Here is a 24802-nt window from a genome sequence, read left to right on the forward strand (position 1 = left end):
GCCCGGCTGTCCACGGATCCGGGCCTGAGGTCAATGCCAGGACGGGGCCCGCGCGATCTCCAGCGCGCGCTCCCGGTCGAGGAAGAAGAACTGCGCCGGCTTCTCGGCGATGCTCGTGCGGAGGTCGACGAGCGGCCCGCGCTCGCAGCCGACCCGCTCCATCATGGCGACTGAGGCGGTGTTGCGCGCGTCCGGCTCGAAGACCAGGCGCCGGCAGCCGGGCAGGTGGGCCACGAAGTCGAGCCCCGCAGCGATGACCTCCGCGGTCCGGCCGGCGCGGCGCCGGTCGTCGGCGAGGAGGAGATGGATCCCGACGTCGCCCGGGAGGCGGTCGTACCACCGGCCGATCTCGTCGACCTCCGGGTCGTAGGTCTGCAGCAGGCCGACGGGGGCCTCGTCGACCTCGATGAGGTACGCCGCCAGATGGGCCTGCTCGACGATATAGGTGTAGACCAGCGCGACGTCCGCCACCGAGTGGTCGGCCATCCCCCAGAACTCCGCCCGCGGGGTGCTGACCCAGGTGTGCAGCAGGGCGGCGTCCCGCTCGGGGACGACAGGGCGGATCGCGACGGTCATGCGGACTCCTCGGTGACGGGTCGGGTGATCGGGATCGTGCCCCCGGCCGCCCAGACCGCCTGCTGGTCGTGGTGGTGCGGCGAGGCCGGGTCGCCGCTCGCGCCGAGGGGCACGACCCAGCGGCTGTCGCCGGCCAGGTCCCAGACCCAGCGGGCGACCGGCCCGTGCAGACAGGCACCGGTGCCGCCGAGGGCGCGGGTGGCGAGGACGCAGTCGTCGTCGCCGGACAGCGCGAGGTACGGAGGCGCGGAGCCGTCCGGGGCATCGAGGCCGAGCTGCTGATGCGGCGTGAGGGGTACGGCGACGTGACCGGTCCCCCACGCGGCGGGCGCGGGCCGTGTCGCCACCTGCTCCAGCGCGGCCGCCACGAGCTGCAGCACATCGACGCCGAACGGCTTGCCGGCGGCCAGGATCGCGGGCAGGCACAGCCGGATCCGGCCGCGCAGGTCGAACCACGGCGCGAACAGCTCGCCGTGCGGGGAGCCGTCGACGCCGCGCAGCGCGGGGGCGTCGGACAGGCCATCGACGACGGCGGCCCGGACCTGCGCGAAGAGAGCGGCGTCGACGCTGCCGGCGGCCATCCGGCGGTCCCAGGCGAGCAGCCGGTCGCGAGCGCCGCGGACAAGTCGGTGAGATCGACAAGGGACGCGATCATGTCGAGCAGCGCGGCGCCGGCGGTCTGCCGGTCGTCGCCGAGCACGGCGCCGACGGCGACGGGCGTCAGCGGTCCGGCCGCCGCCCGGTCGTCGAGGAGCTCCCGGATCCGGTGGGCCCGGTGCGGCGGGGCGAAGTCGGAGCCGACCCGCTCGAAGTCCGGCGTGGCACGGTCGTTGGCGGTGACGAGCACCGGGCCGGTCCGGCGCGGCAGGTCCGCGACCCAGCCGCCCGTCCACCGGCGATCGCCGTCGCGTTCGGGGATCCGCCCGACCACGCGGTGCTCGGTGCGGCCGTACCGGTCGCCGACCACGAGGTTGTCGACCGGGCCCACCCAGCCGGCGAAGGCGGCGGTCACGTCCCTGGCGCGGCGGGAGCGCAGCAGCGGGAGGATCGCGTCGAGCCCGAGGTCACCCAGGACGTAGGCGGGCGTGCGCAGGCTGAACGTCTCCGGTTCGTCCGGTCCACCGACCACCACGGGCCCGCGCTCGGTGACGAGCACCTCGACCTCGTGCACGTCATAGCTGTCGGCGCCGGTGCGGACCCGCACCTGCTCGACCCGGCCGGCGACCGGCTCCCACCCCGACGCGCCCCGAGCGATGACCGCGTCCCGATGACGGACCAGCTCCTCGGCGTACACGTCCTCGTCGTCGGCCACCGCGTTGGTGATCCCCCACGCGACATCGCCGGCGTGGCCGAAGTGCTGGACACCAGGGACGCCGACGAAGGTGAGGCCGGCGACGTCGAAGGGGTCGTGCGGGTCGGTGCAGACCAGCCGCACCTGGGCGTAGCAGCCGGGCGCCTCGATCACCCGGTGCGGGTCGCCGGCGAGGATCGGCAGCCCGCTGGCGGTCAGGGACCCGTCGACGACGAGCGCGTTGCTGCCCCCGGGCAGGCCCTCGGTGCGGAAGAGCGGGAGCCACTCGTCGCCGGTCGTCGCCGCGAGGTGGCGCCGCCAGAGCTGGCTGGGGAAGCCGGAGAACAGCAGGTGCTGCACGGCGAACACGGCGAGCGGCGTCCAGGGCTGCCACCGGCGTTCGACGACCTCGTTGACGCCCTCGACGTAGGCATCCATGAAGGCGCGACTCTCGGTCGAGAGGGCGGCGTACGCGCGTCGGGCGACGTCGACGAGCAGCGCGCGGCGCGCCAGGACGTCCCACTCGACGGCGGTCGCGCCGAAGACCTCGGCGCAGGTCCCCTCGGCGCGGCGGCGCTCGACCTCGAGCTGCCAGGCCCGGTCCTGTGCGGTCGCGCGGCCCTGCGTGCGCGCGACCGCGAGCACGGAATCGCCCACCACATGGGGGATTCCGTGCTCGTCGCGGGTGATGGTCACGGCGCCACCGGGTTGCGCAACGTGCCGGCGAAGATGAGCGACTCGGCCTGGTCGGTCAGGTCGACCATCTGCAGGGTGTTGCGGAGCTGCAGCCGGTTGAGGCAGCTGTGCCGGAACTCCGGTCGCAGCAGGTCGTAGCGCCGCGCGGCCTCGACCAGCTCGGGATGGTCGGCCGCGTGCTGCTCGATGGTCTCGCGCGCGATCGCCCAGAACTCCGCGGCGGGCAGCATCCCGTCGTCGTCCAGGATCGCCGCGACGAAGCGCAGCACGCCGTCAAGGATGTCGGTGTGGACGGCGAGCGCCTTGACGTCGTCGGGGAAGCTGCCACGGATCCGCTCGACCTCGGCCGGCAGCGGCAGACTCAGCCCACCGGGAGGGGCCATCACGACGACCTCCTCGCCGATGTCCTTCATGAACGCGCCGACCGGGACGTGGTCGCGCAGCCGTAGCAGCAGGTTCTCGCCGTGCGGCATGAACGCGAGGTCGTAGGCGTGCAGGCAGTGCACGAGCGGACGGAGGTAGGCCCGCAGGTAGCCGCGCACCCAGGTCGCCGCGTCGACCGGCGACGCCTTGATCCACGCGGTGACGAGCGCGTCGCCGTCGGCGTCGCGGTGCAGCAGCGCGGCCATGGTGGTCAGCTGCTCGCCCGCGGGGGTGCGGGGCACCGGGCTCTCGCGCCACAGCGCCGCGATCATCTTCCGGTACGGCGACGGGCCGGCCACGCGGTGGAAGGCATCGCCCGTGTAGCCGATGGCCGCCCGCTCGCGGAGCACCTCGAACCCGCACGCCCTCAGCTCGTCGTCGGCCTCGACGACCGAGGCCACCCAGTCGTTGATCGCCGGGGTCGCCACCATGTAGGCGGGCGACAGCCCGCGCACGAAGCCCATGTTCTGGATGGCGAGCGCGGTCTTCACGTAGTGCCGCTCCGGCCTGCTGGCGTTGAAGAAGGTGCGGATCGACTGCTGCGGGCGGTGGTCGTCGTCGCCGGCGCCGAGGTGGACGAGGTCGCGGCGCGCGACGTCCGGCGCGAAGGTGATCGCCAGCTTGTGCTGCCACTGCCACGGGTGCACGGGGACGAACAGATAGTCGGCCGGGTCGAGACCGAGGGCGCGCAGCCGGCCGGCGAAGCGGTCCCGGACGCCCGGCGCCAGCTCGCCGTCGTACAGCTCCGCCTCGGTGGCGTCGGCGGCCAGCGACAGGTGCGTGAGGGCGCGGCGCGCGGCGAGCCAGTGCAGCCGGACCGGTCGGCCGGTCTCGGGCGCGTAGGCGCGATAGTCGTCGAGGCCGAAGCCGATCCGCCCGTTGTTGGCGACGAACGCGGGATGTCCCTCCGTCATCGCCGACTCGATCTCCTGGTAGCCCGCATCGACCAGGTCGGCCACCGGGACGGCGCGGTGGCGCAGCTTCCACGCACCGGCCGCCAGCGTGGCGGCGATCTCCTCGAGGTAGGTCGGCAGCAGCTGGTCCGGGATGCCCAGCGTGGGCGCCAGCTCCGCGATCAGCTCCTGGGCGTCGGGGGCGGTCGTGCCACCGTCGCGGGTGCGCTCGATCGAGACGGGGTCGACGACCCAGTGGTCGAGGAGGTGCCGCGTCGCCGTGAAGGTGTACGACGACGGGCCGGCCACGACCCGCCACCGCTCCTCGCCGGGGACCGGGGTGGGGGCCAGGAGCCGCTCGTGGGCGAACTCACCCAGCGCCTTGGCCACCAGGTGCCGCTGGGCGCGGTCCATCAGCTCGGGGGTGAGGTGGTCCGCGGGGTCGGCGTGGTCACGCACCAACCGGAACTGCTGCGTCTCGGCGGTCCGGACAGCGCATTCGGTAGGTGCGCGGACCAGGTCCGGCGCGTTCCAGTCGTCTCGGGAGCAGACCGACAGCACCGCGGTCTTGCCGGGCAGCGCGACCTCGCGGACCTCGACGAAGCCGGCGGCGACGTTCTTGGCACGGATCCTCTCGTTGCGGGCGTCCGGATCGACGACCACCCGGCGCACGGCCGGATCGGCGAAGCAGTGCGCCATGACCGCGTCGAAGACGGTCGTGGTGAGGCCGCGGACCGGGGAGCCGGCGGGCGGCGCGACGAGCAGGTGCATGCCGAGGTCGCCGTCGCCCACCTCCGGCAGGCCGGCCAGCGGGGAGTGCGCCGGGTCGTAGGTCTCGGCCAGGAAGACCGGTCGCCCGTCGACCCGGCCCAGCCAGGCGTCATGGTGCGGGTTCGCGAGGATCCCGGCGTACTCCCGGCCGACGTCGTCGCGACTGGCGTCCTGCATCATCCAGTACGCCGAGCGCGGGTGGGTGACCCATGCGTGGAGCAGATCGAGGTCGCGCTCGACGTCGACCGGCTCGAGGGTGACGGTCCGCATCAGATCGCCTGCTTCAGGTGGTCGGGGACGCCGAACGTCTGCACGGCGACCCGCTTCTCGACGGGGTACACCTCGCGGCCGAGCATCGCGGCGACGATGACCGAGTTGCGGTACGGGCCCATGCCGAGGTCGGGGGCCAGCAGGGAGTGGGTGTGCTCCTCGGCGTTCTGCACGAAGATCTCGCCGCCGCGCACGTCGACGGAGTAGTCGGCGGCGACGTCGTAGCGACCGCGGGCGTCGTACCGGATCCGGTCCCGGACGCCGTCGAGGAACGCCGGCCGGGTGGGCGCGTAGCCGGTGGCGAGCACCAGGCCCCCGGTGGCGAGGCCGAACGACTCACCGGTCTCGACGTGCAGCAGGTCCAGCTCGCTGCCGCCCGTGACCGGGCGGGCGCCGCGGACCTCGGTGTTGGTGAGCAGCGTCGTGCGCGGGCCGACGCCGGTGACCCGCTGCTGGTAGTGCAGGTCGAAGATCGCGTCGACCAGGTCGCCGCTGATCCCCTTGAACAGGTGACGCTGCTCGCGGGCCAGCCGGTCGCGGGTGTCGATGGGGAGCGCACGGTGGTAGGTGCCGTACTCCGGCGAGGTCATCTCCAGCGTGAGCTTGGTGTACTCCATCGGGAAGAACCGCGGGCTGCGGGTCAGCCACACCAGCTCGTAGCCGCGGTCCGGCGCCTCGGCCAGCAGGTCCTGGTAGATCTCGGCCGCGCTCTGGCCGCTGCCGACGATGGTGATCCGCTCCTGCTGCTGCAGCTCGGCCTTGCGGGAGAGGTAGTCAGCCGAGTGCGTCGCGATGCCGTGGTCGACCAGCGGGCGGAGCGGGTCCGGGACGCGCGGGGACGTGCCGATGCCGAGGACCAGCCGACGGGTCCGCCAGGTCTCGCCGGCGGCGCTGCGCACGACGTACGCCGTCCCGTCGTGCGTCACGTCGGTGACCCGCTGCCCGAAGCGCACGGAGGGCAGGCTCTCGGCGGCCCAGCGGCAGTAGTCGTCGTACTCCTTGCGCAGCGGGTAGAAGCTCTCGCGGATGTAGAACGGGTAGAGGTGGCCGGTCTGCTTGAGGTAGCTGAGGAACGACCAGCGCGAGGTCGGGTCGGCCATCGTGACGAGGTCGGCGAGGAACGGGACCTGCAGGCTCGCGTCGTCGAGCAGCATCCCGGGGTGCCAGTCGAAGCCGTCGCGGGCCTCCAGGAAGACACCGTCGAGGTCGTCGCTCGCCCGCAGCGGGTCGGTCAGGCAGGCCAGGCCGAGGTTGAACGGACCGAGGCCGATGCCGACGAAGTCGTGGGTGATCACCGGGCGACCTCCAGCGTCTGCCGCTGGTGCGCGGGCGCCAGCCGGGCGCCGGCGGCCCGGACGAGGCCGAGGACCCCCGTGATGTCCTCGACCGTCGCCATCGGGTTGAGCAGGGTGAGCTTGAGGTGCTGCACGCCGTCGACCTTGGTCGCCGCGATCATCGCCCGGCCCGACGCGTAGAGCTCCTCCCGGATCGCGTTGGCGAGGGCGGCGCTCGCCCTCTCGTCGAGCGCGGGCCCGGGCGGGACGTAGCGGAAGACGAGGGTGCTCAGCTCGGGTGCGGCGGCGAAGGCGAGGTCGACCTCGTCCCGGTGGGCGGCGTACACCTCCGTCGCGAGGTCGATGACCGCGTCGACGTACCGGCCGACGAGGTCGGGTCCCATCGTCCGCAGCGTCACCCACAGCTTGAGTGCGTCGAAGCGGCGGGTGGTCTGCAGGCTCTTGTCGACCTGGTTGGGGTTGGTGGCCTCGCGCGGGTTGAGGTAGTCGGCGTGCCAGGTCGCCGGGCGCAGCGTGGCACGGTCGCGCACGACGATCGCGCTCGACGACACCGGCTGGAAGAACGTCTTGTGGAAGTCGACGGTCACCGAGTCCGCGCGCTCGATCCCCCGGAGCCGGTCGCGGCGGGTCGGGGAGACGAGGAGCCCGCCGCCGTACGCCGCGTCGACGTGGAGCCAGGCGTCGTACGCGACGGCGAGGTCGGCGATCTCGTCGAGCGGGTCGATCGCACCGAAGTCCGTGGTCCCTGCCGTCGCGACGATCGCCATCGGCCGCAGGCCGAGATCGACGCAGGCCGCGAGCGAGCGCTCCAGCGCGACCGGGTCCATCCGGTGCCGCTCGTCGGTCGGCACGCTGACCACCGACTCGTCGCCGAGGCCGAGCAGCCGCGCGGACTTCTGCACCGAGAAGTGGCTCTCCGCCGAGGCGAGGATGCGCAGCCGCTCGGCGGGGACCTGCTCGTGCCGGCCGCGGGCGAGCAGCAGGGCCTGCAGGTTGGACTGGCTGCCGCCGCTGGTGAACACCCCGTCCGGGTCACCGCCCTCGTCGTAGCCGATCCGCTCCGCCGTCCACGCGATCAGGCGCCGCTCGATGAACGTCCCTCCGACGCTTTGGTCGAAGGTGTCCAGCGAGCTGTTGACCGAGGCCACGAACAGCTCGGCCAGCAGGGCCGGTACGACGACCGGGCAGTTGAGGTGGGCGGCGTACGACGGCTCGTGGAACCAGACCGCGTCATCGAGCCACAGCCGCGACATCTCGTCGAGGACCTGGGTGGCATCGGCCAACGGCTGGTCGAGATCGACCTCCGCCACCTGGGCGGCCGCCCGGTGCGGTGGCACACCGGTCGCCGGTCCGCTCACCCCCTTGAGCTGGCGCAGCAGGTGATCGAGACCCTCGCCGAGAGTGGCGGCGTAGTGGTCGGCATGGGCAGGATGGAACACGTGGTGCAAGGGGAGCTGAGGCACGACAGGCTCACTTCGGTCCGAGATCAGGTAAGCCTTACCTAAGCAGATCGGACCGGGCTGTGGCACCCCCTGTCTCAGGTGCGGCGCATCACGCCCGCTTCCGACGTGATCGACAGCGATCCGATGAACCAGCTTGATCGGATCCCGGTCAATGCCCGCCAGGAAGTGGCCTGGCCGACCGCTCGTCGCGTCGTACCGACCGCTGGTCGACAACCCGGCCCCACTCGGCGCGCAGCCGGCCCGCACCCCTCCCGGCGCGAGCGCCGCCGCTCCTAGCGTCGGAACGTCCGTGACCCCGGTCACACGTACCGATCCGAGGAGGCCCGTCGTGACGTCCGACATCTCGCCCCATGACCCTCATGAGGCCGCAGCGCGCCATGATCCCGTGTACGACGAGCTCCGGGCGATGCCGGAGTTCGCCGAGCTCAAGCGCCGCTACCGGGGCTTCGTGTTCCCGGCGACGATCGCCTTCCTGAGCTGGTACCTGCTCTATGTCGTGCTCTCCAACTGGGCCGGAGGGTTCATGAGCACGCAGGTGGTCGGCAACATCAACGTGGCCCTGGTCTTCGGGCTGCTGCAGTTCGTGACGACCTTCCTCATCGCCTGGCTCTACAGCCGTTACTCGACCTCCCGCCTCGACCCGCTGGCCCGCGAGCTGGACGAGCGCTTCATCGCCCTCGAGGGCCAGGCCTCCCGCGGAAGGGGTGACCACTGATGGACCACCAGCTCCTCACCACCCTGCTGTTCCTCGCCGTCGTCGCCCTGACCCTCGGCATCACGATCTGGGCGAGCCGCCAGACGTCCGGCGCAGCCGACTTCTACGCCGGCGGCCGCAGCTTCTCGGGCATCCAGAACGGCTTCGCGATCGGCGGTGACTACATGTCGGCCGCGTCCTTCCTCGGCATCTCCGGCGCGATCGCGCTGTCCGGGTACGACGGCTTCCTCTACTCGATCGGCTTCCTCGTCGCCTGGCTCGTCGCCCTGCTCCTCGTGGCCGAGATGCTGCGCAACTCCGGCCGCTACACGATGGCCGACCAGTTGGCGTACCGGATGCGACAGCGCCCGGTCCGGATGGCCGCGGCCACGTCGACCGTCGTGGTGTCGATCTTCTACCTGCTGGCCCAGATGGTCGGCGCGGGTGCGCTCGTCGCGCTCCTGCTCGGCGCGGACAGCCAGGCGCTGAAGAACCTCACCATCGTCGGCGTCGGCGCCCTGATGATCTTCTACGTCACCATCGGCGGCATGAAGGGCACCACCTGGGTGCAGATCGTCAAGGCGATCCTGCTGATGGTCGGCTCGGCGCTGATCGTCGTCCTGGTGCTCGCGCACTTCCACTTCAACCTGTCCGAGCTGCTCGGCACCGCCGCGTCCAACACCGGCAAGGGCCAGGCGTTCCTCGAGCCGGGGCTGAAGTACGGCATCGACACCACCAGCAAGATCGACTTCCTCAGCCTGGGTCTGGCGCTGGTGCTCGGCACCGCCGGCCTGCCGCACATCCTGATCCGCTTCTACACCGTCCCGACCGCCCGCGACGCCCGCAAGTCGGTGCTCTGGGCGATCGGCCTGATCGGCGTGTTCTACCTGTTCACGCTGGTGCTCGGCTTCGGCGCGGCGGCGATGCTCAAGGGTGACAAGGCGGCCGACGTGGCCGCGTCCGGCGGCAACCTGGCCTCACCGCTCCTCGCCGAGGAGGTCGGCGGCGGCGCCGGATCCACCGGGGGTGCGATCCTGCTGGCCTTCATCGCCGCGGTCGCCTTCGCGACGATCCTCGCGGTGGTGGCGGGCCTGACGCTCACCTCGTCGACGTCCGTGGCGCACGACATCTACAACAGCGTCGTGAAGGGCGGGAAGGCGAGCGAGCACGACGAGATCAAGGTGACCCGGATCGCCGCGGCAGCCATCGGCGTCATCTCGATCGCGCTGGCGATCCCCGCGCAGAAGCTGAACATCGCCTTCCTCGTGGCGCTCGCGTTCGCGGTGGCGGCCTCGGCCAACCTGCCAGCGATCGTCTACAACATGTTCTGGAAGCGCTTCAACACCCGCGGCGCCACCTGGGGCATCTACGGGGGCCTGCTGTCGTCGGTCGGCCTGGTGTTCTTCTCGCCCGTCGTGTCGGGCTCCGAGACCGCCCTGGTCACCGGCGCGGACTGGTCCTGGTTCCCGCTGAGCAACCCGGGCATCATCTCGATCCCGCTCGGCTTCTTCTTCGGCTGGCTCGGCACCATCACCTCGCACGAGCCCGCGGCCGAGGACCGGTTCACCGAGCTCGAGGTCCGTGCGCTCACCGGAGCCGGCGCGGAGCAGGCCGTCCAGCACTGAGCCACAGGCCCGCCCTTGTAACTACGTGTTACTGCACGAAAACCGGTGCAACAGCACCCGGGTAGTAGCAATAACACGTAGTTACAAGTGGCGGGCTTCTCCACAGGCAACCCCGGCGCAACCCCTGGTGACCACACTTCCCGTGGGTCCTAATGTGACCTGAGGCACCCGAACCGATCAGGAGACCACCGTGAGCGACCAGACCGCCCCTTCCTCGACGGACCAGACCCTGGCCAACCTGCTGAAGGAGGACCGTCGCTTCGAGCCGCCCGCCGAGCTGGCGGCGGCCGCCAACGTGAAGGCCGATGCGTACGACGCGGCGCGCGCCGACCGCGAGGGCTTCTGGGCCGAGCAGGCCGAGCGGTTGACGTGGGACACGCGATGGGACCGGGTCCTCGACTGGGACAACGCCCCGTTCGCGAAGTGGTACGTCGGCGGCAGGCTCAACGCGGCGTACAACTGCGTCGACCGGCACGTCGAGGCCGGCCGGGGCGACAAGGTCGCCATCCACTGGGTCGGCGAGCCCGAGGGCGACACCCGGGACATCACCTACGCCCAGCTCAAGGACGAGGTCTCCCAGGCGGCCAACGCGCTCACCGCGCTCGGCGTCGGCGCGGGCGACCGGGTCGCGATCTACCTCCCGATGATCCCCGAGGCGATCGTCACGATGCTGGCCTGCGCCCGGATCGGCGCCCCGCACACCGTGGTGTTCGGCGGCTTCTCCGCCGACGCGCTCGCCTCGCGGATCGACGACTGCCAGGCCAAGGTCGTCGTCACCGCCGACGGCGGCTACCGCCGCGGCACCGCCTCCGCGCTCAAGCCGGCCGTCGACGAGGCCCGCACCAAGACCGACAAGATCGAGAAGGTGCTCGTCGTCCGTCGTACCGGCCAGGACCTGTCCGTGGACGGCGAGGACGGGTGGGACGACGCGGTCGACGTGTGGTGGCACGACGCCGTCGGCGGTGCCTCGACCGAGCACACGCCCGAGGCGTTCGACGCCGAGCACCCGCTGTACGTGATGTACACCTCCGGCACGACGGGCAAGCCCAAGGGCATCCTGCACACCACCGGCGGCTACCTGACCGGAGCGGCGTACACCCACAACGCGGTGTTCGACCTCAAGCCGGACACCGACGTCTACTGGTGCACCGCCGACATCGGCTGGGTCACCGGCCACTCGTACATCGTCTACGGCCCGCTCGCCAACGGCGTCACCCAGGTCCTCTACGAGGGCACGCCCGACGCCCCGGAGCCGGGCCGCTGGTGGAAGATCATCCAGGACTACCAGGTCACGCTCTTCTACACCGCGCCCACCGCGATCCGGTCGTTCATGAAGCAGGGCCACGAGATCCCCGACCGGTTCGACATGTCGTCGCTGCGGATCCTCGGCTCGGTCGGCGAGCCGATCAACCCGGAGGCCTACGTCTGGTACCGCCACGTCATCGGCGGGGACCGCACCCCGGTCGTCGACACCTGGTGGCAGACCGAGACCGGCGCCGTGATGATCTCCCCGCTGCCCGGCGTGACCGCCGGCAAGCCGGGCTCCGCGATGACCGCGATCCCCGGTATCGAGGCCGACGTCGTCGACGACGAGGGCAACCCGGTCCCCAACGGGTCGGGCGGCTACCTCGTCGTCACCTCCCCCTGGCCGTCCATGCTGCGCACCATCTGGGGCGACGACGACAGGTACGTCGACACGTACTGGTCCCGGTTCAAGAAGCAGGGCTACTACTTCGCCGGTGACGGCGCCAAGAAGGACGACGACGGCGACATCTGGGTGCTCGGCCGGGTCGACGACGTCATGAACGTCTCCGGCCACCGGCTCTCCACCACCGAGATCGAGTCCGCGCTCGTCTCGCACCCCAAGGTCGCCGAGTCCGCCGTCGTCGGCGCCTCCGACCCCAACACCGGCCAGGCCGTGGTCGCCTACGTCATCCTCCGCAACGAGGCGGGCGACGGCGGGCCGGACATCGTCAAGGAGCTCTCCGACCACGTCCGCAAGGAGATCGGCCCGATCGCCAAGCCCCGGCAGATCATGATCGTCCCCGAGCTCCCCAAGACCCGCTCCGGCAAGATCATGCGCCGCCTGCTGCGCGACGTCGCCGAGGGCCGCGCCGTCGGGGACACCCAGACCCTCGCCGACGCCTCGATCATGGACCTGATCTCCGCCGGCCAGGCCACCTCGACCGAGGACTGATCCGACCCGGCTCAGATTGAACTTCAGATCACACTGACCCGGCGCAGATTGAACTGTCTGACATTCAATCTGCGCCGGGTCGGCGCGTCTCCGGGTTCAATCTGCGCCGGGTCAGCGCGCCCGGAGATTCAGTCTGAGACGGGTCGGCGTACGTTGTGGGCCGTGCCCGCACTGGAGACCGTCGACTGGACCACCCTGCCCGCGGAGCTCACCGCGTTCTGGACCGAGTACCACCTCTGCACGCTGAGCACCCTGGACCGGCACGGCGCCCCCCACGCCGTCCCCGTCGGCGCGACCCTGGACCTCGACCAGCACTGCGCCTGGATCATCACCCGCCGGGGCTCGCAGAAGGTGCGCAACCTCGCGCGCGACCCGCGCCTCACCGTCACCCAGGTCGACCGGGGTCGCTGGGCGTCGCTGGTCGGGACCGGCGAGGTCTGCGAGGACGCGGAGTCCGTGGCCCGTGCCTGCGCGCTGTACGCCGCCCGCTACCGCCCACCGACCCCGAACCCCGAGCGGGTGGCGATCCGGGTCAGCGTGGAGCGGATCCTCGGCTCGGTCCAGGTGCTTCCTCGGGACTGACGTCCTCGGCGCGGCGGTCCTGGCGACGCACGTGGTGCTCGGCCAGGACGAGGTACGGCGCCCGCCCGGCGCCGGCCGCGTCACCGAGCTGCGCGGCGGCGACCGCCCCGAGGAACGGGACCATGAACGCCCATCCCTGGTACGGCTGACGGTCGAGTGCGCGGCCTTCCACGCCTCAGATGGTGCCACTCCGCGCGCGGTCGCGGCCGGACAACAGCAGAAGCAGTACGCCGACCCCGGCGGCGACCACCGACGCGACCAGGATGCCGACCTTCGCCTCGGCGGTGAGCAGGTCGGAGCCCGGGAACGACAGGCCGGCGATGAACAGCGAGACGGTGAAGCCGATGCCGGCGACCGCGCCGACGCCGACGACCTGCGGCCAGGACGTACCCTCGGGCATCCGGCCGACGCCGAGCCGGACCGCCAGGAAGCAGGCCAGCGTGATGCCGAGCGGCTTGCCGAGGACCAGACCGGCGGCGATGCCGAGCGCGACGGGCGAGCGCAGCGCCTCGCCGAGGACGCCGTCGCCCAGGGCGACCCCGGCGTTGGCGAGGGCGAACACCGGCAGCACGACGTACGCCGACAGCGGGTGCAACCGCGTCTGCAGGCGTTCGACGACGGGGACCGACTCACCGATGAGGAAGCGCAGCCGGTGCAGCTCCTCGGCGTCGAGGTCGTTGTCCCGCAGCCCCTCGACGGCGTAGTCGGTCGCGACCTCGGGACGCAGCAGCGCGACCGCGGGCGTCATCAGGCCGATCGCGACACCGGCGAGGGTGGCGTGCACCCCGGACTGCAGCAGCGCGAACCACACCGCCACTCCCAGGACGGCGTACACCGGGATCGACCACACCCGCGCGGCCCGGAGCGCGGCCATGGCCGCCAACAGCACGAGGGCGAGAGCGAGCCAGCCGAGGGACAGGTCGGCGGTGTAGAAGACCGCGATCACCAGGATCGCGCCGATGTCGTCGACGATCGCGAGCGTCAGCAGGAACAGCCGCGCCGCGGACGGGATCCGCGAGCCGAGCAGGCCGAGCACGCCGACGGCGAAGGCGATGTCGGTCGCCATCGGGATCCCCCAGCCGCCCGAGCCCTCACCGCCACCGACGATCGCGACATAGACCAGTGCCGGCACGACCATGCCGCCGACGGCCGCGACGATCGGCAGCGCGGCGGTGCGCGGGTCGCGGAGGTCGCCGTGCACCAGCTCGTACTTGATCTCGAGGCCGACCACGAAGAAGAAGATCGTCATCAGCCCGTCGTTGACCCAGTGCTGGAGCGACTCCTCGATCCGCCAGTCCCCCACCTCCAGGGCGATGGGAGTGTGCCAGAAGTGGTCGTACGCCGTGGCCCAGCCGTCGAAGGGCAGGTTGACCCAGAGCAGCGCGATCACGGTGGCCGCGAGCAGCAGCATCGATCCGGCGGCCTCGACGTGCAGGAACTCGCGCAGCGGGCGGCCGACGTACCGCGCCAACGGGCGCTCGCTCGCCGTCCAGACGGGACCGCGGCGCCACAGGTCGTCGGGTGCGTGGCTGGGGTCGGACATGGGGCGGGCTCCTGACGTCAGGCGGGCATGGCGAGATCACCGCCGACCAGACTTCCCGGCTCACCTGCACCGATCCTACCGATATCGGTAAGGTCGGCCGCATGGCCACCGAACCGCGGACCCACACTGGGGAAGAGCCGACCATCGGGCGTCTCATCAAGGACGCCCAGACCGACTTCTCCACGATCATGCGCAAGGAGATCCAGCTCGCGAAGTCCGAGCTGAAGGTCAGCGTCACCGCGGGAGGCGTCGGTGCCGGCCTGATCGCGGCGGCCCTGTTCCTCCTCGTGCTGGCCGTCATCATGCTCTCGGTGGCGATCGCGTACTTCATCCACTGGAACGGCTCGGGGCTCGACCTGCACTGGGCCTTCCTCATCGTGTTCGGCTTCTACGTCCTGCTCGCCGCGCTGCTGGTGTTCCTCGCGATCCGCAGCTTCAAGAAGGTCAAGGCTCCCGAACGCGCCATCGGGCAGGGGCGCGAGATCCCGCGTGCCCTCAAGGGCCAGGCCTGAGGCCGAGCAGGGCACGAGGGGGGAAGCGATGGCGCGGCAGCCGGTCGTCGCGGGACGAGCCGAGCAGCTGCTCGGCTCCGCCGTGGTCGCCACCGCCCCGGTGGCGGGCGGCGACATCGCGACCGCGGTCAAGCTGCGCCTCTCCAGCGGGCGCACGGCGTTCCTGAAGACACTCAGCACGGCGCCGCCGCGGTTCTTCGCGCATGAGGCCGCCGGTCTGCGCTGGCTGGCCGAGGCGACGCCCAGCGGTGGCGTGGCCGCGGCCGAGGTGCTCGCCGTCGACACCGACTGCCTGATCCTCGACTGGGTCGAGACCGCCCGGCCCAGCGCCGAGGCCGCGGGGGCCTTCGGTCGCGCCCTGGCCGCGACGCACGCGTACGGCGCGCCCTGCTTCGGGCTGGACGTGGAGGGGTCCGGGGGGTCCACGGGGGGCGGAGCCCCCCGTGTGGAGGGGTACATCGGGCGGCTGCCCCTGCCCAACCGGCCGCTGCCGAGCTGGGCCGAGTTCCACGCCGAGCGCCGGATCGCGCCCTACCTCAAGGTGCTGCGCGACAAGGACATCATCAGCGCCGAGGACGCCGCCACGATCGAGACCGCGGCCGCGCGCGGTCCGTCGATCGTGCCGATCGAGCCGCCCGCCCGCCTGCACGGCGACCTGTGGAACGGCAACGTGCTGTGGGCCGCCGGCGACCGTGTGGTCGTCATCGACCCGGCGGCGTACGGCGGGCACCGCGAGGTGGATCTCGCCATGCTGGCGCTGTTCGGCCTCCCGCAGCTGCCGCAGGTGATGGCGGCGTACCACGAGGCGACGCCACTGGCCGATGGCTGGGAGGAGCGGCTGGGCTACCACCAGCTGTTCCCGCTGCTCGTCCACGCCTGCCTCTTCGGCGGCCAGTACGGCGCCCGCGCGGCCCGGGTCGCGCAGCGCTACCTGTAGCCGGCGGCACCCGCCTCGCCCCGTAGCCTGGCGCCGTGCCGGATCCCCAGCTCGACACCCAACTCGACACCCAGCTCGACACCCAGCTCATCACGGTCAGCGCCGTCGTCCTCCGCGACCCGGCCGGCGCGGTGCTCACGGTCCGCAAGCGCGGCACCCACCGCTTCATGCTGCCCGGCGGCAAGCCGGAGCCGGGCGAGAGCGCGGCGCAGACCGCCGTGCGCGAGTGCCACGAGGAGCTGGGCGCCGTGCTCGACCCGGCCGGCCTGCGTCTGGTCGGCACCTTCCGCGCGGCGGCGGCCAACGAGGCCGGGTTCGAGGTCGCGGCCACCGTCTTCGAGCACCCGGCCCAGGTCGCGGTCGTCCCGGCGGCGGAGATCGCCGAGCTGCGCTGGCTGCCCGCGGGCGCTCGGCCCCTGCCCGCCGATCTCGCGCCGCTCCTGGCCGAGCACGTCCTCCCCGCCCTCGACCGCCTCTCAGCCACCACTCAGGCCGATCGGCCATGATGGGGGCGTGTCTGCCCGTACCGCCACTCCGCACCGCATCCTCGTCGTCGACGACGACCGCGCCGTGCGGGAGTCGCTGAGGCGCTCGCTCGCCTTCAACGGGTACGACGTGCACCTGGCCGGCGACGGCGCGGAGGCGCTCGCCGGGATCGGCGCGGTCGCGCCCGACGTCGTCGTGATGGACGTGATGATGCCCAAGCTCGACGGGCTCGAGGCGACCCGGGCGCTGCGGGCCGCCGGGAACGACGTACCCATCCTCGTGCTGACCGCGCGCGACGCCGTGGGCGACCGGGTGGAGGGGCTGGACGCCGGGGCGGACGACTACCTGACCAAGCCGTTCGCGCTGGAGGAGCTGCTCGCGCGGCTGCGGGCGCTGCTGCGCCGGGTCGCGCCGATCGAGGACGGCGCCGAGGAGGAGGTCCTCTCGTTCGCCGACCTCACCATGAACGTCGCCACCCGCGAGGTGCGCCGAGGCAGCCGCTCGATCGAGCTGACCCGCACCGAGTTCACCCTGCTGGAGATGTTCCTGCGCCGTCCGCGCCGGGTGCTCGACCGCAGCTTCATCCTCGAGGAGGTGTGGGGCTACGACTTCCCCACGACGGCCAACTCGCTCGAGGTGTACGTCGGCTACCTGCGCCGCAAGACCGAGGCCGAGGGCGAGCAGCGCCTGATCCACACCGTCCGCGGCATCGGGTACGTCCTGCGCGCGACAGAGTCATGAGCCGCTCGTGACCGTTCCCTGGGGGCTGGGGGTCGGCCAGGGTCTCGGGGTCGGGCAGGGCCCTGACGGGCGCTGGCACTACCGCCGCTCCCTGGCCAGCCGGGTGATCTGGCTGACCACGATCGCCGTCGGCATGTCGGTGGCGCTGGTGGCGGTGGGGGCCTACATCACCGCGCGCGTGCAGATGCAGGACACCCTCGACAACGCACTCGTCGACCGGGCCGAGAGAGCGGCCGACTCCGACAGCCTGCTGCAGGCGGGCTCGCAGGGCATCCCGTCCTGGGCGCTGGGCGCGGGCGATGTACGGATCGCGATCCTCGACTTCAACAACGGCACCCTGCGGATCCTCGACCGCGGCCCGACGCTGAAGCTGGGCCGGCCCGAGCTCGACGTCGCACAGGGTAAGCAGGACCGCAGCCTGCGCACCATCGTGCTGGCAGGCGAGCGCTACCGGATCGTCGCCGTGCCCACCCAGCAGAGCGGCGTCGCCCTGGTCATCGCCCAGCCGCTGGAGGACCAGGACCGCACCCTGCGCCGGCTCGGCTGGGTGACCGTGGCCTTCGGCGTCTTCGGCGTCATCGTCGCCGGCCTCGCCGGGTGGGCGGTCGCGAGCAACGGCCTGCGCCCGGTACGCCGGCTGAGCGGGTCGGTCGAGGAGATCGCGCGCACCGAGGACTTCACCCCGCTGCCGGTCGAGGGCGACGACGAGATGGCGCGACTGGCGACGGCGTTCAACCACCTGCTGGTGGCGCTGGACGCGAGCCGGATCCGGCAGCGGCAGCTGATCGCCGACGCGAGCCACGAGCTGCGCACACCGCTGACCGCGCTGCGCACCAATATCGACCTGCTCACCATGACCGCCCGCGGCCCCGACGGCTTCGGCGCGCTGCCACCCGACGCGCGCGACGAGCTGCTCGACGACGTCCGCGCGCAGATCGAGGAGCTGACCACCCTGATCGGCGACCTCACCGAGCTCGCCCGCGACGAGCCGATGCCCGTGCAGGTGGAGCCGGTCGACCTCGCCGACGTGGTGGACCACGCCGTGCAGCGGGTACGCCGCCGCGCGCCCAGCCTCGAGTTCGAGGTGTTCACGCGGCCGTGGTGGGTGATCGGCGAGGACGCCGAGCTGGAGCGCGCGGTGACCAACCTGCTGGACAACGCCGCCAAGTGGAGCCCCGAGGGAGGCCAGGTGACCGTCCGGCTCAGCGACGGGGTGCTGACCGTCGACGACCAGGGCCCGGGGATCGCGGAGGCCGATCGGGCCCAGATCTTCGACCGGTTCTGGCGCTCGCCCGACGCCCGGACGATGCCCGGCTCGGGCCTGGGGCTGGCGATCGTGCGCCAGGTCGCCCAACGTCATTCCGGCTCGGTCCAGGCCACGGCCAATGCCAGTGGCGGCGCGCGCCTCGTACTCAAACTGCCCGGACGGGAGAACCCCCTTGCCTGACCCACGACGTGTCCGTTCCCCACGCGGGAGGTGGCGGTCCCGGCGCCGTGAGGTGCCCGGTGCCGCGGTGATCCTGCTGCCCCTGGTGGTGCTCCTGGCCGCGTGCGGGGGCGAGGAGGTCGGCGCCAAGCCCGAGCTCCCGACGGAGACACCGGCGCTGTGGAACCCGTGCGACGCGCTCGACGCCGCCTTCGTCAAGGCCGAGTTCGGCAGCGAGACCACCGAGCACGCCGGCACGCCCACCAAGCCGGAGTGCCGCTTCGCCCCGGCCGAGGGCAGCGGCGACGCCGTCGTGACGGCCAACTACCTGCTCTTCCCCGGCACCCTCGAGGAGGCGTGGAAGACGATGGGACAGCAGGCCGACGCCGACGTCCGCACGCCGACCGTCGACGGGGCCGACGACGCCCGGGTCGTGGTCAACGCCGCCGAGGACCAGCTCTACGTCACGGGCTTCGTGCAGAACGGCGACCTGATCCAGCAGGTCGACGTCGTGGATCCCGCGCCATACGACGAGAAGCGGATCGTGCGCGGCGTCACGGCTGCGCTCGGCCTGTTGTCCGAGCGCGCGGCCGAGACCGGCGCGGGCGCCGACCCGAGCGCGACCGGGAGCTGATCCACCCCGCTAGTCGGTGCCACCATCTCCGTCGTGACGAGACAGGAACGCAGCCACGACCTCCAAGAAGTCACCCGGGTCGTCGAAGAACGGCGTATGGGATCCGCCTGCCACGACATGGAGGGCAGCGGACGGGATCGCCCTGGCGCTGAGCGCGACGAGGGCGGGCGAGGCGATGTCGTGCTCCCCCGTGATGACCAGGGCGGGGACGGACAGTTGGGGCAGACGTTCCAGGCAGGTCCATCCACCGAGCCGGCCCGTCACGGCGAAGGTCTGCCCACCGGGACCCCACATCGCTTCGGTCACGCTGTCGTTGCCACCGTCCCGCGCCCGTCGCAGGGCCAGCGGCACCGGTCGGAGCCGGCAGCTGAACTGTTCGAGATAGGTCCGATAGGCGTCCGCATGGCCTGGGAGTCGCTGGTCGCCGGTCTCCAGCAATTCCCGGATGTCGGGCGGCAGGCGTTGACGGATCGCCTCGCCCTCGGCGAGATAGCGGTCCAGGTCGGAGGACGTGTCCGCGAGCACGACACTGCGCAGACGACCCGGATCGGACAGCGCGATCTCCTGCGTCACCATGCCTCCGAAGCTGTGGCCGAGGACGTGGCACCGCCCCAGCCCGAGGCCGTCGATGACGGCACGGACCTGGGCGACGTAGGAGTGGATGCCGAGCGCGTCGACATCCACCTCGCGGGTCGACCTGCCGCAGCCGAGCTGATCGAAGAAGACGACGCGCCGGCCCGTCAGCGCCAGGGCCGCCAGCGGCCACAGGACCTCGTGCGATACGCCGCCCGGTCCGCCGTGCACGCAGACGATGGGGGGCCGGTCGTCGCGATGCCCGACGACGCCGTACCACAGGAGCGAGCCGCCGAGGTCCAGGTGACCCTGCGAGGCCAGCGCGGGAGCACTGTCGAAACAGCGTCTCGCCACGGCGGCGAGCTCGGCGCGACTCACGTCCATCGGCGGCCGCCGAGACCGTTGAGCAATATCGTCGCCGCCGGCACGCTGAGGCTGCGATAGGTCGGATCGATGGTCATCAGGAGCACCTCGCCGGCGCCGTACCGCTCGCGCGTCATGACCGCGCGAGCGGCTGCGTCCAACGGGAGATCCTCGGTCACCAGATGCCTGACCCCGGGTACGGGCTCGGGCCGGATCAGCGTCGCGAGGGCAGTCACGTCGGCCCCGCGCTCCAGAAGCAGGGCACCGTACTCCTCGAGCCCGGGCTCGCAGTCCACATGGGCCAGCAGCTCTCCCTCCCGCCACGCGCCGTGGACGTCCCACGAGCCTCGAACGCCCGCGAAGACGGGGTCGTCCGGGTCGTCGACAGAGAACCGCACGAGCCCCGTGCCGAGGTTCTCGCGCGAGACCCGACACGAGGTGATGCCCAGGGACGTCGCCAGCCGGGCGCCTCCCGCATCGACTCCGACGTACAGGCCCCCGCCGCGGACGAAGTCCCGGACAACCGCGGCACCGGCGGCCCCGAGCCCGTCGGGCGCCTCCTCGACCATCCACGGGGACCGGTGCCACACGCTCGCAGCGCCGCTGCCGTGCAGGATCGCGTCCGCGTCACCGTTGGGCACCAGCAGTACGTCGACCCCGACCAGCGCGCCACGATCTCGGATCATCGACGCGTCGATGACGACATGGGCGACATCGGCGGCGTCCAGCGCACGGCGAACGCCACCGAGGATGCCCTCGGCGGCGAAGTCCTTGACCCCCTGGCCCCCATAGACCGCCACCACGCCCGTTGCGGGCGCAGACCGTCCCGCCGGTGGTTCTCCGCTGGGCGAGGGCAGTACTGTCAATGGCGCCGTCTCCCATGCGCATCTGTCCTCGTGCGAGAGACTCTCGGACGGTATGACCCTCAGGCCAAGATTCGCGACCAGGCTCTGGTGCTGCGAGGCACGCAGGTCGAGGAGCACCGAGACCGTCGTCGCGCGCGCCTGGCCGCGGGGCACGAGCACGGCTGTCTCGTCCCCACACCGCACGACGGCGTGCGCGATCTCGTGGGCGGCCAGCAGATCCAGCGCGAGGTCGAGACCGTGCTGGGCGGGCCCTCGCTCGACGGGCAGCAGATAGAAGCCCGTCTCCTCCATCCCGGATCGGGTCACCTCAGCCACGCCCGCCAGGAGTCGCTCGGCGTCCGTCGCGGCGAGGCGGGCGACGGCCAGGCCCGCCGCCACCTTGTGCCGCAGCCGCTCCTCCCAGCGCACGGCGCCAGGGAGTCGGGTGCTCTCCGTGATGAAGGACGTCACCCCGCGCAGGGACATCGCGCGGGTGAAGCGCGTCTCGGGATGTTGGGCGAGGTGCTCGAAACGGGTGTCGAGCAGCCTCGGCCACCCATGCCGGCCGTCCGCGCGATACAGGTGCGGCAGGCCGTCGCGTCGCCAGGCCTCAGCGATGGCCTCGCCGTAGCGGGCCGTCTCACGCCACCTCGCGGACTCGACGGGATCTGGAGGGCACGGCCCGGTCGGCGGGGCGAGACAGGGCTCCGGATGGGCTCGGCCGAGGCTGACGGCGTCCTCGTGCACCTCCCAGGCCAGGACCGGATGCCAACGGGTGACGATCTGGTTCAGCGCCACGGTCTCCGGCTCGAGAAGGTACAGGAACTCGCGTGCCACCTGGATGCCGTACGCATTCCCGTAAGCGCCGACCGCCGGGGCCTGCGGGAAGTCGGTCCAGGTCCGCAGTGCACACTCACGGCCGTCGGGGTTCAGGAGGGGAACGATGAGGACGAGCGCGCCGCCGTAGGGAGAACGTGGGCCCTCGAGGTCACGGCTCAGCAGGTCAGCGAGCTGGAGGAGTGCCTCGACCTGGGCCGCCTCGTTGCCGTAGTTGCTCGCCAGGAACAGGATCGGCGCGGGGAGACCCGCGGGCCAGCGGGCACGACCTCCCGTCCCGAGCGAGAGCTCGCGCGCCGCCTCGCGGACCTCCGCGGCCCGGGCGAGTGTGCCCGCACTGCCGAGGACGAGCACGGGAATGGGTGCTCCGAGCCGGCTGTGCCCTGCGATCTCGAGGACCGCCGTGTCGCGCCGGGCGATACGGCGGGCCTCACCTAGCGCCTGCTCCGCGGTGAGCAGCCGGTCGGCGCGCGGCTGGATGTCCTCCACCGACTCCGGAAGTGTCCTCATCGGCTCGACGCCCTCGCGATCGGACCAGCGGCACGCACCCGAAGCCGTACCGCACCATCGGCGGCGTAGGCCAAGGGCGTCTCCTCGACCGCGATGACGGAGGTCTCCCGCGGGTCGGCTCCGGCGGCCAGGGCATAGTCGATGGCGGCACGGTGAGCGTCCGCGACGGCGCGTTCGCGCTCCGGGCCGCTGGCGTGGGTGACGAGATCCACTTCACGACTCACCCGGGCGACGGCAGCGCCGACGGCGTTCGCCGACTCGAAGTGCTCCGGTCTCAGGAGCTCCAGATCGAAGTCCTTCTCATCGAAGAGCTCGCTCGCTCCGCCCACGACGACAGCGACGGATGTCTGCTCGCCCGCGATGTGGAAACGACCCACGGCGGTGCGCAGCAGCCGCGTCGCCTCCGCCATCGCCCAGCGCAGTTCGCGCTGGTGGGAGGCCAGTCCGGCCGCGTGGCCGAGCCTCATACGTCGAGCCCAGACCGCGGCATCGGTCATCGTGAGCGTGTCTCCACCGAACACCACCGCGCGGTCCTTCAAGGCGGCGCCCACACTGTGCGGCCCGACGCGCGTGCCTGCCCCTCGTCCATGGATCACCGACCCTCCGCCGAGTCCGATGGAGATCACATCGGGCATGCGGAAGTTGGCGCGGACGCCGCCGACGCTGGCCCCCGCGACCGATGAGCGGGGCCGTCCGCCGACGAGTACACCGATGTCTGTCGAGGTGCCGCCGACGTCCACGACGATCGCCTCGTCGATTCCGGCCAGGTGCTGCGCCCCGACGATGCTGCTGGCCGGGCCGCTGCCGATCGAGAGGACGGGGTAACGGGTCGCGACGTCCCCGGACATCAGCGTGCCGTCGTTCTGGACCACATAGGTGTCGCAGGCGACCCCGGAGGCACGCAAGGCGGCCTCGACCGAGCGGACGAGCTCCGCAGCGACCCCGGCGAGAGCGGCATTGAGCGCCGCCGCGCTCTCCCGGTCGACGAGTCCCAGGGAACCGATCTCATGGCTGAGCGAGATCGGGATCTCTCCCGCGACCTCGCGGATGATTTCCCGGGCCCGCAGCTCCTGGTCGGGGAAGTGCGGCGAGAACACACCGGTCACGGCGAAGGCGTCACACGTCGCGGCTGCGTCCTCCGCGAATCGACGGATCAGGTCGTCGTCGAAGACGCCGATCTCTGTTCCGTCTGTCTCGAACCCGCCCGGCGCGATCAGTGCAGCGCCGACCGTGGAGGCGCGGAGGTCCTCCGGCCAGTCGCAGAGGAGGCGGAGGGCGGTGGTAGCCGGGGCTCCGATGCGCAACTGGGCCACCCGCAGGAGGTTCCGCCGCTGGAGGAGCGCATTGGTCGCCAGTGTCGTGCTGACCATGACGTGCCCGACGCGAGCCGGATCGAGGCCAGCAGTGTCGAGGGCGAGCGAGATGGCGGAGATGATTCCCGAGACGACGTCCGCAGTCGTCGGCGACTTGCACTTGGTGCGGACGGAGAGGTCGTCGTCCAGAAGAACCGCATCGGTGTTCGTGCCGCCGACGTCGATGCCGAGCCGGAAGTCCGCGCGGCTCACGAGTGCGCCTCCGGACCGAGGCGGTAGCCGAAGGCATGGGGTCCCGCTGCTTCCAGACCGGCCTCGGTGTACCAGAAGGGCGCTGCCGCCAAGGTCACCACCGTCACCATTTGCCCGAACACGAGGTCCTCGGTGGCGATCGCCGACATCTCGACAGAGTCGAGGACGCTGATGATGGTCGGTGTCGCAGCCACGACCGCACCGTCCTCCAGGGCGACCAGGTTCTCGTTCCTGAACTCGACCCGGACCAGCCGCCCGGTATCGTCGTCGACACCCTGGATCAGTGCATGACCGCGGACGAAGCCGTTCGCAGTGGTGCGCTGGACATCACGGACCATGCCTGCCAGGACGACCTCGGCACCGGGGATCCGGCGGACGGCCCCGTCACGATCCCGGGCACCGAGGACGGCGCGTCCCAGGTCCAACGCATGCGAGATCGAGCCGAGGATGCTCGCGGTAGGGAGGTCACCCGCGTGCATCGGGAACAGGCTCACCGCCGCACGTCCCCCGAAGACGGTCGCGACGGTACGGCACAAGCGCTCCGCCCAGACCGAGGTGACCGCCCCTTCCAACGTCACGGTGATACCCCGCTCATCGGTGATGACCACCGGCGCCACCTTCTGGTCGGTGACGGACATCGCCACCTGGGTGAGCATCGGGAAGGCCCGGCCGATGCCATCGGCATCGACGACCTTCAAACCCAGACGCTGCGCCCACACCAGAGGGATCAGACCGTTCGAACCCGCCACCTCCAGACACATCAGCGCGGTGACCCGGCGCCCCAGCCGCTCCTCGGTCGTCGCGACCAGGCCGGCCGCCTCGTCGCCCGAGAGGATCTTCTCGGCAGACACGGTCGGTGCGCCGAGGAGTCCGCACGGCAGCACCAGGTCGTCCTCGGCGAGGTCCGTGTGCCGCACCACCTCCACCGGCCCCCGGGTCCGGACGCTCTCGCGTGCCATGAGTGTCGCGGTCCTGGTTTCGCCCCCGCCGCCGGCGCCCAGCAGTCCACAGCCGAAGGCGAGCGCGGTGAGGTCGGCCTCGGTCAACTGCATGA

General features: G+C 71.8%; 20 protein-coding genes and 2 pseudogenes. 10 read left to right on the plus strand and 12 right to left on the minus strand.

Annotated elements, in window-relative coordinates; all coding sequences use genetic code 11:
• Positions 1-30: 30 nt before the first annotated feature.
• The 6 genes and pseudogenes from RB608_RS09115 to RB608_RS09135 all read right to left on the minus strand — a co-directional run bounded on the left by RB608_RS09115 (position 31) and on the right by RB608_RS09135 (position 7678).
• A complete protein-coding gene (locus tag RB608_RS09115) occupies positions 31-576 on the minus strand; it encodes a GNAT family N-acetyltransferase (RefSeq protein ID WP_308087500.1) in 546 nt (181 codons plus the stop codon).
• Positions 573-1184: pseudogene (locus RB608_RS09120) on the minus strand (penicillin acylase family protein); the annotation flags it as partial. The gene RB608_RS09115 and the pseudogene RB608_RS09120, both read right to left, overlap by 4 nt.
• Positions 1185-1270: 86 nt before the next feature.
• Positions 1271-2563: pseudogene (locus tag RB608_RS28285) on the minus strand (penicillin acylase family protein); the annotation flags it as partial.
• A complete protein-coding gene (locus RB608_RS09125; protein ID WP_308087504.1) occupies positions 2560-4920 on the minus strand; it encodes a GNAT family N-acetyltransferase in 2361 nt (786 codons plus the stop codon). The gene RB608_RS09125 and the pseudogene RB608_RS28285, both read right to left, overlap by 4 nt.
• Positions 4920-6215 (minus strand): SidA/IucD/PvdA family monooxygenase, encoded by a 1296-nt coding sequence (locus RB608_RS09130; protein WP_308087506.1) that lies wholly within the window; start codon positions 6213-6215, stop codon positions 4920-4922. The genes RB608_RS09125 and RB608_RS09130 overlap by 1 nt, the downstream gene beginning before the upstream one ends.
• Positions 6212-7678: an aspartate aminotransferase family protein gene (locus RB608_RS09135; protein ID WP_308087507.1), complete on the minus strand. Its 1467-nt coding sequence runs from the start codon at positions 7676-7678 to the stop codon at positions 6212-6214. The genes RB608_RS09130 and RB608_RS09135 overlap by 4 nt, the downstream gene beginning before the upstream one ends.
• Before the next feature lie 328 nt (positions 7679-8006).
• Here RB608_RS09135 and RB608_RS09140 point away from each other — a divergent pair, with 328 nt between their 5' ends.
• From RB608_RS09140 to RB608_RS09155, 4 genes are all read left to right on the plus strand, one after another.
• The gene (locus RB608_RS09140) at positions 8007-8393 is read left to right on the plus strand and encodes a DUF485 domain-containing protein (RefSeq protein WP_308087508.1); all 387 of its coding nucleotides are present in this window, start codon (positions 8007-8009) and stop codon (positions 8391-8393) included.
• The gene (locus RB608_RS09145; protein ID WP_308087509.1) at positions 8393-9997 is read left to right on the plus strand and encodes a cation acetate symporter; all 1605 of its coding nucleotides are present in this window, start codon (positions 8393-8395) and stop codon (positions 9995-9997) included. Before RB608_RS09140 ends, RB608_RS09145 begins: the two co-directional genes overlap by 1 nt.
• 190 nt (positions 9998-10187) lie before the next feature.
• Positions 10188-12194, plus strand: a complete 2007-nt coding sequence (acs, locus tag RB608_RS09150) for an acetate--CoA ligase (protein ID WP_308087510.1) — start codon at positions 10188-10190, stop codon at positions 12192-12194.
• Between the two features lie 162 nt (positions 12195-12356).
• The gene (locus RB608_RS09155; protein ID WP_308087511.1) at positions 12357-12776 is read left to right on the plus strand and encodes a PPOX class F420-dependent oxidoreductase; all 420 of its coding nucleotides are present in this window, start codon (positions 12357-12359) and stop codon (positions 12774-12776) included.
• Here the strand turns inward: RB608_RS09155 and RB608_RS09160 are convergent.
• Together RB608_RS09160 and nhaA are read right to left on the minus strand one after the other, a co-directional pair.
• On the minus strand, positions 12727-12948 hold the full coding sequence (locus RB608_RS09160) for a hypothetical protein (protein ID WP_308087512.1): 222 nt from the start codon (positions 12946-12948) through the stop codon (positions 12727-12729). The genes RB608_RS09155 and RB608_RS09160 overlap by 50 nt on opposite strands.
• Before the next feature lie 3 nt (positions 12949-12951).
• Positions 12952-14319, minus strand: coding sequence for a Na+/H+ antiporter NhaA (gene nhaA / locus RB608_RS09165; RefSeq protein ID WP_308087513.1), 1368 nt, complete (start codon positions 14317-14319; stop codon positions 12952-12954).
• A 101-nt stretch (positions 14320-14420) separates the two neighbouring features.
• Between nhaA and RB608_RS09170 the strand changes: the two genes are divergently transcribed.
• From RB608_RS09170 to RB608_RS09195, 6 genes are all read left to right on the plus strand, one after another.
• On the plus strand, positions 14421-14831 hold the full coding sequence (locus RB608_RS09170) for a phage holin family protein (RefSeq protein ID WP_308087515.1): 411 nt from the start codon (positions 14421-14423) through the stop codon (positions 14829-14831).
• 28 nt (positions 14832-14859) lie between these two features.
• A complete protein-coding gene (locus RB608_RS09175) occupies positions 14860-15768 on the plus strand; it encodes a fructosamine kinase family protein (RefSeq protein ID WP_308087517.1) in 909 nt (302 codons plus the stop codon).
• Between the two features lie 35 nt (positions 15769-15803).
• A complete protein-coding gene (locus RB608_RS09180; RefSeq protein ID WP_308087518.1) occupies positions 15804-16274 on the plus strand; it encodes an NUDIX domain-containing protein in 471 nt (156 codons plus the stop codon).
• A 7-nt stretch (positions 16275-16281) separates the two neighbouring features.
• Entirely contained in the window at positions 16282-16995 is a 714-nt protein-coding gene (locus tag RB608_RS09185; protein WP_308087519.1) for a response regulator transcription factor, read from the plus strand.
• A gap of 7 nt (positions 16996-17002) precedes the next feature.
• Positions 17003-18442, plus strand: a complete 1440-nt coding sequence (locus RB608_RS09190; protein WP_308087520.1) for a HAMP domain-containing sensor histidine kinase — start codon at positions 17003-17005, stop codon at positions 18440-18442.
• A gap of 67 nt (positions 18443-18509) precedes the next feature.
• Positions 18510-19055: a hypothetical protein gene (locus RB608_RS09195; RefSeq protein WP_308087521.1), complete on the plus strand. Its 546-nt coding sequence runs from the start codon at positions 18510-18512 to the stop codon at positions 19053-19055.
• A gap of 9 nt (positions 19056-19064) precedes the next feature.
• Here RB608_RS09195 and RB608_RS09200 read toward each other — a convergent pair whose 3' ends face one another.
• The 4 genes from RB608_RS09200 to RB608_RS09215 are packed head-to-tail and all read right to left on the minus strand — an operon-like array spanning position 19065 to position 24800.
• The gene (locus RB608_RS09200; RefSeq protein ID WP_308087522.1) at positions 19065-20012 is read right to left on the minus strand and encodes a proline iminopeptidase-family hydrolase; all 948 of its coding nucleotides are present in this window, start codon (positions 20010-20012) and stop codon (positions 19065-19067) included.
• Entirely contained in the window at positions 20003-22183 is a 2181-nt protein-coding gene (locus tag RB608_RS09205; RefSeq protein WP_308087523.1) for a hypothetical protein, read from the minus strand. Before RB608_RS09205 ends, RB608_RS09200 begins: the two co-directional genes overlap by 10 nt.
• Positions 22180-23748 (minus strand): hydantoinase/oxoprolinase family protein, encoded by a 1569-nt coding sequence (locus RB608_RS09210; protein WP_308087524.1) that lies wholly within the window; start codon positions 23746-23748, stop codon positions 22180-22182. Before RB608_RS09210 ends, RB608_RS09205 begins: the two co-directional genes overlap by 4 nt.
• The gene (locus tag RB608_RS09215; RefSeq protein ID WP_308087525.1) at positions 23745-24800 is read right to left on the minus strand and encodes a DUF917 domain-containing protein; all 1056 of its coding nucleotides are present in this window, start codon (positions 24798-24800) and stop codon (positions 23745-23747) included. Before RB608_RS09215 ends, RB608_RS09210 begins: the two co-directional genes overlap by 4 nt.
• Positions 24801-24802 lie beyond the last annotated feature (2 nt).

Origin of the sequence: Nocardioides sp. LHD-245 (assembly GCF_030929495.1) — a bacterium.
GTDB lineage: Bacteria > Actinomycetota > Actinomycetes > Propionibacteriales > Nocardioidaceae > Nocardioides.

Coding starts and splice junctions, on each gene's coding strand:
- nhaA (WP_308087513.1), bottom strand. CDS start 14,319: ATGTCCGACCCCAGCCACGCACCCGACGACCTGTGGCGCCGCGGTCCC.
- RB608_RS09145 (WP_308087509.1), top strand. CDS start 8,393: ATGGACCACCAGCTCCTCACCACCCTGCTGTTCCTCGCCGTCGTCGCC.
- RB608_RS09175 (WP_308087517.1), top strand. CDS start 14,860: ATGGCGCGGCAGCCGGTCGTCGCGGGACGAGCCGAGCAGCTGCTCGGC.
- RB608_RS09115 (WP_308087500.1), bottom strand. CDS start 576: ATGACCGTCGCGATCCGCCCTGTCGTCCCCGAGCGGGACGCCGCCCTG.
- RB608_RS09215 (WP_308087525.1), bottom strand. CDS start 24,800: ATGCAGTTGACCGAGGCCGACCTCACCGCGCTCGCCTTCGGCTGTGGA.
- RB608_RS09205 (WP_308087523.1), bottom strand. CDS start 22,183: ATGAGGACACTTCCGGAGTCGGTGGAGGACATCCAGCCGCGCGCCGAC.
- RB608_RS09125 (WP_308087504.1), bottom strand. CDS start 4,920: ATGCGGACCGTCACCCTCGAGCCGGTCGACGTCGAGCGCGACCTCGAT.
- RB608_RS09170 (WP_308087515.1), top strand. CDS start 14,421: ATGGCCACCGAACCGCGGACCCACACTGGGGAAGAGCCGACCATCGGG.
- RB608_RS09200 (WP_308087522.1), bottom strand. CDS start 20,012: ATGGACGTGAGTCGCGCCGAGCTCGCCGCCGTGGCGAGACGCTGTTTC.